The following is a 15,892-nucleotide window of genomic DNA, read 5'->3' on the forward strand; positions in this document are numbered from 1 at the left end:
CCCCGGCGGTGTTCCAGATGGTATGGCTACTGCGATCGTGACCGGCCCGGCCCGGGCGAGGACGGCGGGCACCTGCCCGCCTCGCGAGCTCGCGCGAGTGCGCGGGCTGCGGCGTGGACTACGCTTGCAGCCGATGACCCTCCCAGATACTCCGGCGCAGGCCGAGACTCTCCCGGATCTGGCCGAGGAGACCGATGAGCAGCGTGTGGAACGTTTCGAGCGCGATGCCATGGGCTACCTCGACCAGCTCTATGGTGCTGCCCTGAGGATGACGCGTAATCCCGCCGACGCCGAGGACGTCGTGCAGGAGAGTTACGCCAAGGCCTTCTCGTCCTTCAAGCAGTTCAAGCCGGGGACCAATCTCAAGGCGTGGCTGTTCCGAATCCTCACCAACACCTACATCAACACCTATCGCAAGGCGCAGCGGCGTCCACAGACCTCCGATGACGAGAATGTCGAGGACTGGCAGATCGCCCGGGCAGCCTCCCACCAGGCCACCGGCCTGCGCTCGGCCGAGGTCGAGGCGCTGGACGCGATGCCCGACACACAGGTGCTGGATGCTCTGGAGGGGCTCTCCGACGACTTCCGCCAGGTGGTCCTGCTGGCCGACGTCGAGGGATTCTCATACAAGGAGATCGCACAGATCATGGGCACTCCGATCGGCACGGTGATGTCCCGGCTGAACCGGGCCCGCAAGCAGCTTCGCGCGCAGCTGGTCGATGTGGCCGGTGCTCGCGGCATCGGCCCGCTGGCCGGCAAGGTCGATGAGGAGACGCTCGGTCAGGAGGTGCACTCATGACGAATGACCCGGACCCGGCGTACTGCCCCGAGGATGCCTGCGACTGGGCACTGGAGCATCTCCAGGCCTTTCTGCACGGTGAACTGGACGAGGAGCAGGCCGATGCCTTCCGCCGCCACATCGCCGCCTGCGAGTCCTGTCTGGACGAGGCTGATCTGGAGGCGGCGGTGAGCCGGGCGCTGCAACGCTGCAACCGCAGTGCCAGGGCCAACTCCTCGCTGCGGCTCAAGATTGTGCGAATGCACATCGAAGGCTGAGCGCGGTGCACATCGAGGGCTGAGAGCGATGCCCCAGACGAACAGGGCTCCCGTCATCAGACGGGAGCCCTGGTGCACCCGGTCACGGGCCGGGTGGAGCGCACCGGTGCGGTGCGCCGGGATCAAGCGTTGGGACGCTTGCCGTGATTGGCGTTCTTCTTGCGACGCGCGCGACGCTTGCGGCCTGTCTTGCCCATGGCGCTCTCCTCAACTCGGTGCACCCTCCGACGGAGGGGCCGCGTGATGCGCGGCAACGACCATCCATTGTGCCGCAGAGCGCTGGCTCAGCCAAATGACGCCTGTCGGTCGGCCTCCGGCAGCCTCCTGCCACCACCGCGATGGCTGCTGGCCCGCTGCGACCAGGAGTGTGCAGGGGCCATAGAGTGGGGCCATGCCTTCCCTGGACCGGTTCATGGTTGCCCGAAGCCAGCTCGACCAGGACGACGTGGCCTGGCTGGGCGCCGTGGTCGAGGAGTGGCAGATCCTGGCCGACATGTCCTTCTCCGACCTCATCCTGTGGGTACCCGATGAGAACCCGTCGATCTACTGGGCGGCCGCTCAGGTGCGGCCCGACACCGGTCCCACCGCACTGGAGGACGACGTGGTGGGGGAGTCGGTGGCCTTCGACGACGAGAACCTGGTCACCGAGGCCTTCATGAGCGGTCAGATGTGCGAGACCAGCGACAACAAGCTGTCGGCCGGCATCCCGGTCGATGTGTGGGCGATCCCGGTGATCCGCCACGACGAGGTCATCGCGGTCGTGGAGAGGCACACCAACCAGATGGGGGTGCGAGCCCCCGGGTCCACCGAGGACAATTACCTGGAGATCGCCGGGATCCTCTCCGAGATGCTCCACCACGGCCAGTTCCCATTGTTCCCAGGCCACGATCGGGCGCTGGCGCCCGGAGTGACCGATGGGGTGCTGCGGGTGGCCACCACCGGAATGGTGACCTATGCCAGTCCCAATGCTCTGTCGGCCTTCCGCAAGCTGGGGCTGTCGGGGGACCTTGACGGCGAGTACCTCATCCCGGTGGTACGTGAGCTGTGTCCCAACCTTCAGGATGTCGGCCAGACGGTCGGGCTGGACCTGGAGGGCCGCTCGCTGCGCGAGACCGACATCGACAACTCCGAGGCGACGCTGCGTGCCCGGGTGATCCCGCTACGCACCTGGCTCGACGACTTGGAGGTGCCGGCGGGCACCCTGATCCTGGTTCGCGATCTCACCGAGTTGCGCACCAGGGACCGCCAGTTGGTCACCAAGGACGCCACCATCCGCGAGATCCACCACCGGGTCAAGAACAACCTCCAGACGGTGGCCGCGCTACTGCGGCTGCAATCGCGTCGGATGACCAATGTCGATGCGAAGCTCGCCCTCAAGCAGGCGATGGCGCGGGTCGCAGCCATTGCTGTGGTCCATGAGATCCTCTCCCAGAACTTCGACGATGAGGTGGAGTTCGACGAGGTCGTCGACCGGATCCTGCGGATGGTGGGTGACGTTGCCGCCTCCTCGGGCAGGGTGATCGCCCGACGGGAGGGAAGTTTCGGCAAGGTGCGCGCTGATATCGCCACGCCTCTGTCGTTGGCCACCACGGAGTTGTGCCAGAACGCCATCGAGCACAGTCTGGCCTCCTCCTCGGGGGAGGTGGTGGTCCACCCCTACCGCGAGCAGGGCCACCTCATCGTGGAGATCAGGAACGACGGCAAGCCGCTGCCCGAAGGATTCTCGCTGTCGGATCACCGCAAGTCCCTGGGACTGTCGATCGTCAGCACCCTGGTTCAGGATCTTGGCGGCACCTTCACCCTCCAGAACAACCCGGAGGGCAAGGGCACCTGCGCCACGATCAGCGCCAGGCTCGATCAGCCCGGCGCCACGGCCGAGTGATCCAGGTCAGGACCGACGGACCCGGGAGCGGGACTGACGGCGCTTGATGGCTCGACGCTCATCCTCGCTCATTCCCCCCCACACGCCGTGATCCTGGCCGGCCTCCAGAGCCCATGTCAGACACTCGGTGCGAACCTCGCATCGAGCGCAGACCCTCTTGGCGGCCGAGATCTGGGCCAGAGCGGGACCGGTGTTGCCGATCGGGAAGAACAGCTCCGGATCCTCGTCCAGGCAGGCAGCCTTGTGGCGCCAGTCCATGCGTATGTCACTCCTTCAGGGCCCACGTGGCGTGGGTATAAGCACAAGTTCTCGTGCAGCCCGCCGGTCGGGCTGTCGTCCGATCCAGCGATGGGATCACCGTCGCAGATGACGCACAGTTCTGGTCGGACCAATAAATACTGGCAACTAGTTGGGCTCTTGACAAGACCCATTCCGGTTGTGCAGGCGATCGACCGTCAATTGTGCGCAGGTGTGCACCGGTTCGCAGATCCGCTGGAGGCGGAGCACCGCCCCTATGATATGCGGGAGGCCGCAGTTGCGGAAGGATTTCGGGAAGGACCTTGAGTGAGGGATGTGCCGAAGTCCGGTGCCGGGCCCGAGGGGCTGAGCGCGCGGCGGGCAGGTTGGCGATGGCTGGCCAGTTCTGCCACCTGGCTGTCAGCCCTGGTGATTGCCGGGGTGGCAGTCGGTTCGGTGGCAGGAGGCCATGGTCGGTTCGCCCTCGGGGTCGCGGCCATGCTGCTGGTCTACGCCGTCCTGCTGGGTCTGATCGGGTGGGCCGCGCATCGCGCCAGGAGCTGGGCGGACGGCCTGCTGATCGGTAGTGCATTGCTGCACATCGCGGTCCTGGTCAGCCTGCTGGGCTCAGGTGCGCCCCGCTGGTTCTGGTCCATCCTGCTGATCCCCGGCGCCGTCCTGGTGGCTGCTGTGATGCTCTCACTGGGACGACGCCGGGCGATCTGAGATGCCGGCCCAGCTGGCCTACTGCGTGAAGGCGGCCTCCAGAAGGGCCTCCTGTTCAGCCATGTGGACGCTGTGCTGGCCCACCGAAGCTGCTGCCGAGGAGGGCCGGGCGGTTACCGTCATGGCGTCCAGCAGGCCAGGTCGGATGGCGGAGACCGCCTGGCCGAGGTGAGCTCGCATGAAGGGCCAGGGACCCTGGTTCACCGGCTCCTCCTGGACCCAGCGGATGTCGGTGAGCTGGCCATAACCCTCCAGCGCCTCCACCAGCTGCCTGGCGGGAAGTGGATAGAGCCGCTCCAGGGTGACGATCGCCACCTCATCGTCAAGATGCTCCTGGGCACGGCGTCGCAGCAGCTCCCAGCGGACCTTTCCCGAGCACAGGATCAGGCGATGCACTCGCGAGGGGTCGCTGATCGATTCATCGCCGATCACCTGACGCCACCGGCCCTGGGTGAAATCCTCCACGGTCGAGGCCGCAGCCTTGTTGCGCAGCATCGACTTGGGGGTGGCAATCACCACCGGGCGGTGCAGGTTGACGTAGGCGTGGTAACGCAGCAGGTGGAAATAGCTCGCGGCGCTGGAGGGCTGGCAGACCGCCATCGCCTCCTCGGCGCACAGCGACAGGAACCTCTCCAGTCGGGCCGAGGAGTGGTCGGGGCCCTGACCCTCGTAACCGTGCGGCAGCAGCAGCACCACTCCGGACTTCTGCCCCCACTTGGCACCTGCCGAGGCGATGAACTCGTCGATGATCGGCTGGGCGACATTGGCGAAGTCGCCGAACTGGGCCTCCCACAGCACCAGGGAGTTGGGTCGGGCCACCGAGTAGCCGTACTCGAAGCCCAGCGAGGCGTACTCGTTGAGCGGGGAGTCGTAGATGTCCAGGCCCCCCTTGATCCCCTCGATGTGGTTGATCGGGACATAGTGCTTGTTGGTGACCCGGTCGACAATGGTGCCGAAGCGCTGGGAGAAGGTCCCTCGACGGGAGTCCTGGCCCGTCAGCCGGACGTGCAGTCCCTCGGCCACCAGCGATCCCAGCGCCAGCATCTCCGCCGAGGCCCAGTCGATCGGTCCCTCGCCGCGCAGCGCCTTGGCGCGGCGGGCCAGCTGGGGGGAGACCTTCGGGTGGGGGGTGAACGAGGCCGGCAGCTCGGCCTGGGCGGCGGCCACCTTGTCCATCAGCTCCGCGCTGATGGCGCTGGGCTGGGTTCTGGGCCTCTTGACCGGGTAGTCCGGCACCGAGTCGTAGGGCTGGGGCCGGGAGTTGGCATCCCGGACCTGCTCGAAGGCGGTCTCCAGCTTCTTGCGGAAGCTGGTCATGGCGGCATCGGCGTCCTCCAGGGTGATGTCGCCGCGGCCGATGAGGTTCTCGGTGTACACCTTGCGGATCGACCTCTTGTGGGTGATGAGGTCATACATGTGCGGCTGGGTGAAGCTCGGGTCATCGCCCTCGTTGTGTCCCCTGCGCCGGTAGCAGACCAGGTCGACCACCACATCGCGGTGGAAGGTCTGCCGGTAGGAGAAGGCGATGTTGGCGGCCCGGGCCACCGCCGCCGGATCGTCGCCGTTGACGTGGATCACCGGGGCCGCGATGGACTTGGCCACGCCGGTGGCGTACTGGGAGCTGCGACCGTCGCCGGGGGCGGTGGTGAACCCCACCTGATTGTTGACCACCAGGTGGATGGTCCCGCCGGTGCGGTAGCCGCGCAGCTGGCTCATCTGCAGAGTCTCGAAGACCACTCCCTGGCCGGCGAAGGCGGCGTCGCCGTGCATCAGGATCGGCAGCACCGGGAAGTCGGTGGAGTTGTCGAGAACGTCGAGCTTGGCCCGGCAGATTCCCTCCAGCACCGGATCGACGGCCTCCAGGTGGCTCGGATTGGCGGCCACCGAGGCCTTGATGGTGTGGCCCGAGTGGGCGGTGAACATCCCCTCGTCTCCCAGGTGATACTTGACATCACCGGAGCCCTGGGCGTTGGAGGGTTCGGCGTTGCCCTCGAACTCGCGGAAGATCTGACCGTAGGACTTGCCGATGATGTTGGCCAGGACATTGAGCCGGCCCCGGTGCGGCATCCCGATGCAGACCTCCTCCAGACCCTGGTCGGCGGCCTGGGCGCAGATCGCCGCCAGCAGCACGATCGCCGACTCGCTGCCTTCCAGGCTGAACCGCTTCTGGCCGACGTACTTGGTCTGCAGGAAGGTCTCGAAGACCTCGGCATCGGTGAGCTGGTCGAGGATCTGCAGGTAGATGTCGCGTGACAGTGGCGTGTGGGCGCGCTCGAAGCGGTCCTGGAACCACCGTCGCTGCTCGTGGTCGGTGATGTGCATGTACTCGATGCCCATCGTGGAGGCGTAGGAGTCGCGCAGGATCTCCAGGATCTCGCGCAGCGAGAGATTGGCCCGTTTGACCCCGCCGAAGTTGTTGACCGGGAAGGTCCGGTCCAGGTCCCACAGGGTCAGCCCGTGGCTGTTGAGCATCAGGTCATGGTGGTAGCGGGGCTTGTACTCCAGCGGGTCCAGATCGGCCGACAGGTGCCCGAACTGTCGCCAGGCGTCGATCAGGGTGATGACGCGGACCTGCTTGCTCACCTGATCGGGTCGATTGGCCATCCGGTCGGCAGCCCACTGGACCGGGGCGTAGGGGATCCGCAGGGACTCGAAGATCTCCTCGTAGAATCGGTCGGCGCCCAGCAGCAACTGGTGGATCCGCTTGAGGAACTCCCCGGACTGGGCTCCCTGGATGATCCGGTGGTCATAGGTGGAGGTCAGCGTGGTCACCTTGGAGATCCCCAACTCGGCCAGCCGGGTGGGGCTGCCCCCCTGCCAACCCGCGGGGTAGTCAATGGATCCCACCCCCAGGATCATGCCCTGGCCGGGCATCAGCCGGGGGACCGAGTGGTTGGTGCCGATACCGCCGGGATTGGTCAGGGATGCGGTGACCCCCTTGAAGTCGTCGACCGTCAGCTCGTTGCGGCGTCCCTTGGCGACGATCTCCTCGTAGCCGGCCATGAACTGCCGGAAGTCCATCTCATTGGCCATCTTGATGGCCGGCACCACCAGCTTGCGGGTGCCATCGGATCCGACGACATCGATCGCCAGTCCGAGGTTGACCGAGGGATTCTCGATGATGCTGGGTCTGCCGTCGATCTCGGCGTAGGCGTTGTTCATCTCGGGGTTGGCCTTGAGGGCCTGGACCATCGCGTAGCCGAGGATGTGGGTGAAGGAGACCTTGCCGCCCTTGCTCTGGCGCAGAAACTTGTTGATCATCAACCGGTTCTCGATGACCAGTTTCATCGGGACATCTCGCACCGAGGTGGCCGTCGGCATCGACAGCGAGGACTCCATGTTCCGGGCGGTGCGCATCGGTGCCCCTCGAAGCCTCTCGGTGCGCGGTTGGGGCGGGTTGGAGTGTGGCGGGGCGGGGGTCCTGGGCGCCTCGGCCGCGACTGGTGGACGCCGTACGGGTGCGGCCTGCGGCGGTGCGGCTGCGGGCGGTTCGGGCAGCCCCTGGTCGACACTGGCAGCGGGAGCCGGATCGGGCGGCGTCTGTGGGCTGGCAGGAGCCTGGGCTGCCGGGGCGGCACCCTCGGCCTGGAAGAAGGTGACCCATTCGGGGCCTACCGATCCCGGGTCGGCGCGGAACTGGTCGCGCATCTCGTCGATGAGCCAGTCGTTGGCCCCGAACTCCGGGTTCGCCTGAGGAGTGGTCTGTCCGACGGTTCCTGATGACACCTCTGCGCCTTCTTCCGTGGTCGTGCACGGTGCGCGGTAGAGGTGGGCTGACTCAGCCCCAATCCACACAGCACCGTTGCCTTCGACCCCACTGCCGGGGCCCGTGTGGCCATGATGCTAGCGGGATGGGGACACTCACACTGTTTTCTCCAGAGGCGAGATCCCGCGGGCGCGGTCCGCCGCGGGGGCGGAGCTGGTCCGCAGCGAGACGACCAGCCCCCAGACACATATTCCCAGCGTCACCACCGCCATCAGGTTGCGTACCACCAGCAGCCCCGTGGCCCAGCCCGCGGGGATCGGGGAGATGATGTGGCTGTAGCTCAGCGGGTAGACGCACTGAGTGAGGAGGCCGGTGGCGAACAGCGCGCCGGCGATCCCCAGGCAGATCCGCCCGACCCGATCCAGGCGGCGTCTGGGCCAGTCCGCCTCGTCGCCGGACCGGTCGAGCAGCACGGCCACCGGAGCGCCCCACCAGATGAAGTACTGGGGGGACAGCGTCTTGTTGGCCACGATCAGCGCCCCGATGATCACCGCGGCGCCGAGCACCGCCTGCCGGTGGCTGAGTCCGCCGCGGGCCCAGGCGATCCAGCCGATCAGTGCCGCGGCGGCCACCGCCAGCACCATCGCCACCGACGAGAGGTTGAGCCACTCGGAAACGCCCGGGCCGCTGATCTCGTAGGCGTTGAAGGTCGACAGCGCCACCAGGTACTGATCGGGGGCCGAGATCGCGCGCTGCAACATCGGGACGGTGGCGGGGATCGACTCGATCTGCAGGCCCCGGTCGGACTGCCAGGTCAGCGGTGACAGCGAGCGCGTGATCCCGGCAGCGGCCAGGGAGCACAGTGCCAGTGCTGCGCCGCTGATCGCGAATGCCACCGCCCTGCGTACCGCTGCCCGGGTGCGTCCGATCATCGGCAGGATGAGCAGGGCCGGCCAGAGCTTGATGGCGGCCCCCACTGCCACTGCCGCCCCGCAGGCGGAGGGGTGACGCCGGAACCACAAGGCCGCCAGACCCATCGAGACTGCCGGAACCATGTCGAAACGGAACCACATCAAGGGCCCGATGGCCATCACGAAGAGGATCCACCACAGCGCCCCGACCCGGTGACCGTAGCGCCACAGGGCCAGTGTCATGATGGCGTCCAGCACGATCATCGCGACCACGAACAGCACGAGGAAATAGTTCGCATCGGAGCCGCCGGAGGCCCATAGCAGGGTTCTCATACCCCAGATCACCGGCACCGGGTACTCCCTCAGCATCTCCTGGACCGGAATGTGAGCTGCGGTGAGCCAGTAGTGGTAGTACCCCACGTCCCCGGTGATGTAGGAGGCATTGGGCAGTGTGAAGATCCGCAGCATCAGCAGCCTGGTGAGCACCCACAGCGCGGTGACACCGGCACCGGTGAGAAATTCGGCACGCGCCCGGTTGAAGGTCTTGCTCTGCTGAGGGTCCGGCACGGGGCCCCACTGTACTGGTTGCCCCCCAGCACACAGCCCGGCTGCTGCCCCCGCAGAGGTCCCGGGCCGGTCCTGACACGGTCCCTGCAACCATCATGCGGGCGCCCCCGGCGCGATTCGAACGCGCGCTCCCGCCTCCGGAGGGCGGTGCTCTATCCCCTGAGCTACGGGGGCCCGGTCCGAATCCTCGGACCAGTCATCGACTGTAGCGCCTGGCGGGCGGAAGCGGCAATCCGGGCGGGCGATCTGGCCTACCAGGTCATCGTACGGGTGGTCCGGCCATCTTGGGCGGTGGACGATGTGCGGGGCCGGTGGCGCAGATGGCAGGCTAGCGTCATGACCCATATGCATGTGGCAGGCTCTGTCCACGCCGACGTCGCCGCAGCAGGGCCGCAGTGGCTCACCGTTCCCACCGACGTCAATGAGTTGGACCCGGAGCTGTGGAGTTCGACGGTGCGGCGGCGTCGCGACGGGGTCCTGGAGGTGGGCGGGATCGACCTCAGGACTCTTGTCGGCCAGGTCGGTACCCCGGCGTACATCATCGATGAGGTGGACTTCCGGTCGCGTGCCCGGGCCTTCCGGGACGCCTTCGCCGGCTGGGACGTGTACTACGCCAGCAAGGCCTTCATCACCCGCACCGTGGCCGGTTGGGTCCACCAGGAGGGGCTGTTCCTGGAGGTCTGCACCGAGGGCGAGCTGAGGACTGCTCTGGAGGGCGGCTTCCAGGCGGCCCGGATCGGCATGCACGGCAACAACAAGTCGCGCCGGGAGCTGGAGCTGGCGCTGCGGGCCGGGGTGGGACGGATCATCGTCGACTCCTTGGACGAGATCGACCGGATCGAGGAGCTGTGCCAGCGCCTGGAGGTGAGGGCCCGCGTCATGGTGCGGGTGACCCCCGGGGTGGAGGCGCACACCCACGAGTACATCGCCACCGCCCATGAGGACCAGAAGTTCGGATTCTCGATCGCCAATGGCGCCGCGATGGTGGCGATGGTGAGATGTCAGTCCAGTCCGCTCATCGAGCTGCTCGGCATCCACTCCCATATCGGCTCGCAGATCTTCGACACCGGCGGTTTCGAGGTGGCGGCCCGACGCACCATGAAACTGCGCTGGCAGTTCCGCCAGGCCACCGGCGTGCTGCTGCCCGAGTTGGATCTCGGTGGTGGATTCGGCGTCGCCTACACCTCCCAGGACACCCCTTCGACACCTCAGGACCTGGCCGCCGACCTGCGCGACATCGTCGAGAGCGAGGCCGCTGCCCACCAGATGCCGGTTCCCCACGTCTGTCTGGAACCGGGCAGGGCGATTGTCGGACCGGCCGGGATGGCGGTCTATGAGGTCGGCACCGTCAAGCCGGTCGACCTGGACGGCGGGGCCCAGCGGGTCTACGTCTCGGTGGACGGCGGGATGAGTGACAACATCCGCCCGGCGCTGTATGCCGCCGAGTACTCGGCGGTGCTGGCCAACCGGTCCTCTGCCGAGCCCGGAACCCTGTGCCGGGTGGTCGGCAAGCACTGCGAGGGGGGCGACATCCTGGTCCGCGACGTCTACCTTCCCGCCGACATCCATCCGGGGGATCTCATCGCAGTGCCCACCTCGGGGGCCTACTCCCGCTCGATGGCCAGCAACTACAACCATGTGCCGCGCCCCCCGGTGATCTCGGTCCGTCAGGCAGAATGGACCACGCTGCTGCGCCGCGAGACCCTCGACGATCTGCTCGCCCTGGATGCCGGTCCGATCACCGGAACCCTCCCGCGTTGAAGCCACCAACCCGATGAATCCAGCAGAAGGACCCGCTCAGATGACCCTCACCAGCCCCCGCCCGGTTTCCGCCCCCTCAGGGCTGCCCCAGGAGCAGCTGCACCCGGGCACCCCGCTGCGGGTCGGCCTGCTGGGCTGCGGTGTGGTGGGTTCCCAGGTGGCCAGGATGATCCTGTCGCGCAGTGACGACATCTGCGCCCGGGTCGGCCGGTCGGTGGAGCTGGCCGGGATCGCGGTGGCCCACCCGGACCGCCCCCGTGCCCGGCTTCCCCAGGACCTGTTCACCGCAGACGCCGAGTCCCTGGTGGCCCGCGATGACATCGACATCGTCGTCGAGGTGATCGGTGGTATCCATCCCGCCTATGAGCTCATCATGACCGCCATCGAGCACGGTTCCTCGGTGGTCACCGCCAACAAGGCGCTGTTGGCGGCCCATGGCCATGAGATCTACGCCGCCGCGGACGCCCACGGCGTCGACGTCTACTACGAGGCTGCGGTGGCCGGCGCCATCCCGATCGTCCGCCCGCTGCGCGAGTCCCTGGTCGGCGACGAAATCCGGCGGGTGATGGGCATCGTCAACGGCACCACCAACTACATCCTGGACAAGATGACCAGCGAGGGGATGTCCTTCGACCAGGCACTCGCGGATGCCCAGCGGCTGGGCTTCGCCGAGTCCGATCCGACGGCCGACGTCGAGGGCTTCGACGCCGCCGCCAAGGCCGCGATCCTGGCCTCACTGGCCTTTCACACCCGGATCCGCGGTTCCCAGGTGTACCGCGAGGGAATCACCGGCATCACTCCCGAGGACATCACCGCTGCCCGCGGGATGGGTTGCGTCATCAAGCTGCTGGCGATCTGCGAGATGGAGCCCGAGGGGGTCTCGGTGCGGGTCCATCCGGCGCTGGTTCCGGAGGACCATCCGCTGGGCGGAATCCGCGGCGCCAACAATGCGATCTTCGTGGAGGCCCGGGAGGCCGGGCACCTGATGTTCATGGGCCCAGGCGCCGGCGGATCCCCCACCGCCTCGGCGGTGATGGGTGATCTGGTGACGGTCGCCCGCAACCGGATGCGCGGCGTCGCCGGGCAACCCCAGGCGATCTACGGGGACGTACCGGTGGCCGACATCGGTACCGTCCACACCCGTTTCCAGCTGAGCATCCAGGTACGCGACCAGCCCGGCATCCTCTCCCAGGTCGCCTCGATCTTCGCCTCCCACGGCGTCTCCCTGCAGACCGTCCAGCAGTCGGCCCTGGAGGGGGCCGGTAAGGAGGACGGCTGGTCGGCGACCCTGCGGATGGTCGTCCACCAGACGCGGGAGTCAGACTTCGAGGCCTGCCTGGTCGAGCTCAGTCAGTCGCCGTTGGTCAACGGGGAACCCCGGTTCATCCGGGTCGAGGGGATGTGAGATGGCGGCGAATCCTGCCGAGCCACTCGCCGGCCGCAAGGTCCGCGTCGAGGTGCCGGCCACCTCGGCGAATCTGGGCCCGGGATATGACTGCGTGGGTGTCAGCCTCAGCATGTGGGACCACGTCTCGGTGACCACACGTGACAGGCCCGGGTTGAGCATCCGAGTGGCCGGCGAGGGCCATGACACCGTGCCCCACGACGAGTCCCACCTGGTGGTGGCGACCCTGCGGCAGGGGCTGGTGGACCTGGGCCATCCCCGCCCGGACATCGGCCTGAAGCTGTCCGCCCACAACCGGACACCCCACAGCCGAGGGCTGGGATCCTCTGCGGCGGCGATCGCCTCGGGGCTGTGCCTGGCCTGGGGACTGGCCCGACCGGGGGAGCCCCTGGATCGTGACCGGCTACTCACCATGGCCGCTGCGATCGAGGGCCACCCCGACAATGCCGCGCCGGCCATCATGGGGGGCGCCCAGGTCGCCTGGGTGCAGGACGGCGAGGTGCGTCACATCGGGCTGGACGTGCATCCCAGGATCCGATTCCGGGCCTACGTGCCGGACCGTCATGTCCCCACCGCGCTGGCCCGACACGTGTTGCCGGCGACCATCCCGCGTGCCGATGCCGTTCACCAGGTGCTGGCCTCGACCCTGCTGGTGACCGCCTTGAGCACCGCTCCGCAGTATCTGCTGGCCGCCACCCAGGACTGGATCCACCAGCCCTATCGGCGTCCTCTGATGCCCGAGTCCGGGGATCTCATCGATCGGCTCCGGGCAGTAGGGGTTCCGGCTGTGATCTCGGGGGCCGGACCCACCGTGCTGGCCCTGGGGAACGCGCAGATGCTGCAGGCCGCCGACCGGGTCGACGCCGACGGCTTCGTCGTCTCGGATCTGGAGCTGGCGGGCGGCGTCCGGCTGCTGGCCGAGGAGGGGCAGCACGCCGGCACCGACCCGTCTGGTGACAGCGAGTAGCACTCGGGCCTAGACCGGCCTGATGACGCCCAGCGGTCTCGCTGCTATACTCGGATACAACGCGTCACCGACGCGATTTCCCCGTCGTGGTGCATGAGATGCCCTGACGTGCGAGATTCCCTCATCTGTGAGAGCTCCTCAGCTGTGGGTGTCTGGCGTAGCGCACTCAGCCCATCACCGGGGTTCCTTCTGGCTGCAGCCTCCCTACCGGCCCTCGAAGGGGCCCGAGGTGAGATGTGCGGCCAACAGATTCTTCCGCCTACCGGGCAGATCCTCCCGGGACAAGGCAGTGTGAAGGGACATACGTGACACAACCCACACGTCCGGCCAGCCCGACAGGGGCTCCGGCGGCAACCGACCTGTCGGCCAAGCTCCTGCCTGAGCTGCGGTCGATCGGAAATCAGATGGGCATCAAGGGAGCGCAGCGAATGCGCAAGGCCGATCTGGTGGCCGCCATCACCGATGGTGGCTTCCAGGCCGCGCAGACCGGTGCCCCCCGCTCGTCGCAGAACCCCGGGCGCTCCGGCGGCGGCCGCCGCTCGCAGGACACCCAGCGGTCCGGCAGCGAGGCTCCGGCCGATCACCCGGACCCGAAGCCGGACGAGACCGAGCAGGCCAGCCCCGAGCCGGCCAGTACCGACCAGGACAGGGACAATCCTCCGCAGGGACGCAGACAGCGGGGCCGCGATCAGCAGCGCAACCGCCGTGATCGCAACCAGCAGAACTCCAAGCAGCATGATCAGCAGCACGGCGGCGAGCAGCAGGAGGCCCCCGAGTTGTCGACCAGCCAGGTCAGCGACGAGGTGGGAGCGCGCCTGGAGGCCCTCTCCCATCAGGCCGGATCCCAGCAGTCCGGCCACCACCGCAGCGTCGAGCATGAGAACAATGAGGAGTCGCCGGTGTCAGCATCGGGCGAGGAGGACTACAACGGGGGACGCCGGTCACGGCGCCGCCGCCAGCGTGACCGTCAGAACCGCCGCAAGCGCGGTGGCGACCAGGGTGGCAACAATGAGCCGGAGAGCAGCGTCCGCGAGGACGACGTGCTGGTGCCGTGTTCGGGAATTCTCGACATCCGCGATCAGTACGCCTTCGTGCGCACCAGCGGCTACCTGCCCGGACCTGGTGACGCCTATGTCTCGATGAACCTGGTGCGCAAGCAGGGGCTCCGCAAGGGAGACGTCATCACCGGTGCGATGCGGGCCAAGCGGGAGGGGGACCGGCGGGAGAAGTTCGCCCCCCTGGTCCGCCTGGACACCGTCAACGGCGCCGACCCCGAGCAGATGCACAATCGCGCCGATTTCTCCCGGCTCACCCCGCTCTACCCCCAGGAGAGGCTGCGGCTGGAGACCGATGCCAAGAACCTGACCGGTCGGATCATCGACCTGGTCAGCCCGATCGGCAAGGGTCAGCGCGGACTCATCGTCTCCCCGCCGAAGGCCGGCAAGACGATGACCATGCAGTCGATCGCGAACTCGATCACCACCAACAATCCCGAGGTGCACCTGATGGTGGTGCTGGTGGACGAGCGTCCCGAGGAGGTCACCGACTTCCAGCGGACCGTCTCCGGGGAGGTCATCGCCTCCACCTTCGACCGCCCCGCCGACGACCACACCCAGCTCGCCGAGCTGGCCATCGAGCGCGCCAAGCGGCTGGTGGAGCTGGGTCACGACGTCGTGGTGCTGCTGGACGGCATCACCCGGCTGGGGCGGGCCTACAACCTGGCGGCCCCGGCGTCCGGCCGGATCCTGTCCGGCGGCGTCGACTCGGCGGCGCTGTACCCCCCGAAGCGGTTCTTCGGCGCCGCCCGCAATATCGAGAACGGCGGATCGCTGACCATCCTGGCCACCGCCCTGGTGGAGACCGGTTCGAAGATGGACGAGGTGATCTTCGAGGAGTTCAAGGGCACCGGCAACTCGGAGCTGCGGCTGCGTCGGGAGTTCGCCAACAAGAGGCTCTTCCCGGCCATCGACGTGGATTCCTCTGGCACCCGGCGGGAGGAACTGCTGCTGTCGCGGGAGGAGACCGCGATCATGTGGAAGCTGCGCAGGGTGCTGTCGGGCCTGGATGGTTCCCAGGCCCTGGAGATGCTGCTGTCCAAGCTGCGCAAGACCCAGACGAACACGGAGTTCCTCTTCACCATCGCCAAGACGACGCCGGGCTCGGACTGACAGGTCGGGCCGGCCCCCACCGGGTGTCGGCGGCCGGGCTGCCACCGACTTGAACAGGCCACCCGGATGCGGAAGAATATGTCGACGCTGCCGGTTCACGCCCTCGAGGACAGATTGTGGGCGACCCGGCATCGATACAACCCAAGGAGCAGTTCCATGAAGCAGGGTATTCACCCCGATTACCACGAGACCACGGTGGTGTGCACCTGTGGCAACACCTTCACCACGCGCAGCACCGCCCCCAGCGGCACGCTGAGTGCTGATGTGTGCGCCAAGTGCCATCCCTTCTACACCGGCAAGCAGAAGATCCTGGACACCGGTGGCCGGGTCGCCCGCTTCCAGCGTCGCTACGGGAAGACCGCGACCAAGAAGTGATCCAGCCGCTCCACGGCTGAAATCCCAGATCTGAATGACAGGGCGCCGGGTCGATGACCCGGCGCCCTGTCACGTCGACTCTGACAGACAACCCTGTGATGTCGTCAGAGGGACCGAGGAGGTCCTCACGT

13 protein-coding genes and 1 tRNA gene are annotated in these 15,892 nt (G+C 67.5%); 9 read left to right on the forward strand and 5 right to left on the reverse strand.

Translation table 11 applies throughout. The features are described from left to right. Positions 1-133 precede the first annotated feature (133 nt). Both G554_RS0105365 and G554_RS0105370 read left to right on the forward strand, forming a co-directional pair. Complete coding sequence (locus G554_RS0105365) at positions 134-799, forward strand: sigma-70 family RNA polymerase sigma factor (RefSeq protein ID WP_036924750.1); 666 nt, start codon at positions 134-136, stop codon at positions 797-799. Then, entirely contained in the window at positions 796-1,056 is a 261-nt protein-coding gene (locus tag G554_RS0105370) for a zf-HC2 domain-containing protein (RefSeq protein WP_027587099.1), read from the forward strand. The genes G554_RS0105365 and G554_RS0105370 overlap by 4 nt, the downstream gene beginning before the upstream one ends. Positions 1,057-1,178: 122 nt before the next feature. On the opposite strand, the gene G554_RS18655 is transcribed toward G554_RS0105370, so the two are convergent. Then, positions 1,179-1,253 carry a 50S ribosomal protein bL37 gene (locus G554_RS18655; protein ID WP_373887156.1) on the reverse strand — a complete coding sequence of 25 codons (75 nt, stop codon included), beginning with the start codon at positions 1,251-1,253 and terminating at the stop codon, positions 1,179-1,181. A 194-nt stretch (positions 1,254-1,447) separates the two neighbouring features. On the opposite strand from G554_RS18655, the gene G554_RS0105375 reads away from it, so the two are divergent. Continuing rightward, on the forward strand, positions 1,448-2,938 hold the full coding sequence (locus tag G554_RS0105375) for a sensor histidine kinase (protein ID WP_027587100.1): 1,491 nt from the start codon (positions 1,448-1,450) through the stop codon (positions 2,936-2,938). A gap of 6 nt (positions 2,939-2,944) precedes the next feature. Here the strand turns inward: G554_RS0105375 and G554_RS0105380 are convergent, their stop codons facing one another. Beyond that, positions 2,945-3,196 (reverse strand): WhiB family transcriptional regulator, encoded by a 252-nt coding sequence (locus G554_RS0105380; RefSeq protein WP_027587101.1) that lies wholly within the window; start codon positions 3,194-3,196, stop codon positions 2,945-2,947. 306 nt (positions 3,197-3,502) lie between these two features. Between G554_RS0105380 and G554_RS17150 the strand changes: the two genes are divergently transcribed. Then, entirely contained in the window at positions 3,503-3,901 is a 399-nt protein-coding gene (locus tag G554_RS17150) for a hypothetical protein (protein WP_245569957.1), read from the forward strand. A gap of 18 nt (positions 3,902-3,919) precedes the next feature. Here the strand turns inward: G554_RS17150 and G554_RS0105390 are convergent, their stop codons facing one another. The 3 genes from G554_RS0105390 to G554_RS0105400 all read right to left on the reverse strand — a co-directional run bounded on the left by G554_RS0105390 (position 3,920) and on the right by G554_RS0105400 (position 9,259). Beyond that, positions 3,920-7,627 carry a multifunctional oxoglutarate decarboxylase/oxoglutarate dehydrogenase thiamine pyrophosphate-binding subunit/dihydrolipoyllysine-residue succinyltransferase subunit gene (locus G554_RS0105390; protein WP_051232509.1) on the reverse strand — a complete coding sequence of 1,236 codons (3,708 nt, stop codon included), beginning with the start codon at positions 7,625-7,627 and terminating at the stop codon, positions 3,920-3,922. Positions 7,628-7,762: 135 nt separating this feature from the next. Then, a complete protein-coding gene (locus tag G554_RS14895; RefSeq protein WP_051232511.1) occupies positions 7,763-9,085 on the reverse strand; it encodes a glycosyltransferase 87 family protein in 1,323 nt (440 codons plus the stop codon). A 102-nt stretch (positions 9,086-9,187) separates the two neighbouring features. Then, a tRNA-Arg gene (locus tag G554_RS0105400) sits at positions 9,188-9,259 on the reverse strand. Between the two features lie 162 nt (positions 9,260-9,421). On the opposite strand from G554_RS0105400, the gene lysA reads away from it, so the two are divergent. The 5 genes from lysA (at position 9,422) to rpmE (ending at position 15,761) form a co-directional block, all read left to right on the forward strand. Then, positions 9,422-10,846: a diaminopimelate decarboxylase gene (gene lysA, locus G554_RS0105405; RefSeq protein WP_027587103.1), complete on the forward strand. Its 1,425-nt coding sequence runs from the start codon at positions 9,422-9,424 to the stop codon at positions 10,844-10,846. Between the two features lie 40 nt (positions 10,847-10,886). Continuing rightward, entirely contained in the window at positions 10,887-12,251 is a 1,365-nt protein-coding gene (locus tag G554_RS0105410; protein WP_281167947.1) for a homoserine dehydrogenase, read from the forward strand. A gap of 1 nt (position 12,252) precedes the next feature. Further along, on the forward strand, positions 12,253-13,218 hold the full coding sequence (gene thrB, locus G554_RS14900) for a homoserine kinase (protein WP_084648334.1): 966 nt from the start codon (positions 12,253-12,255) through the stop codon (positions 13,216-13,218). Positions 13,219-13,622: 404 nt separating this feature from the next. Then, a complete protein-coding gene (gene rho / locus G554_RS14905) occupies positions 13,623-15,386 on the forward strand; it encodes a transcription termination factor Rho (RefSeq protein WP_245569962.1) in 1,764 nt (587 codons plus the stop codon). 156 nt (positions 15,387-15,542) lie between these two features. After that, the gene (gene rpmE / locus G554_RS0105425) at positions 15,543-15,761 is read left to right on the forward strand and encodes a 50S ribosomal protein L31 (RefSeq protein ID WP_027587105.1); all 219 of its coding nucleotides are present in this window, start codon (positions 15,543-15,545) and stop codon (positions 15,759-15,761) included. Positions 15,762-15,892: the final 131 nt, after the last annotated feature.

The organism is Acidipropionibacterium thoenii DSM 20276 (assembly GCF_000423445.1).
GTDB classification, from domain to species: domain Bacteria; phylum Actinomycetota; class Actinomycetes; order Propionibacteriales; family Propionibacteriaceae; genus Acidipropionibacterium; species Acidipropionibacterium thoenii.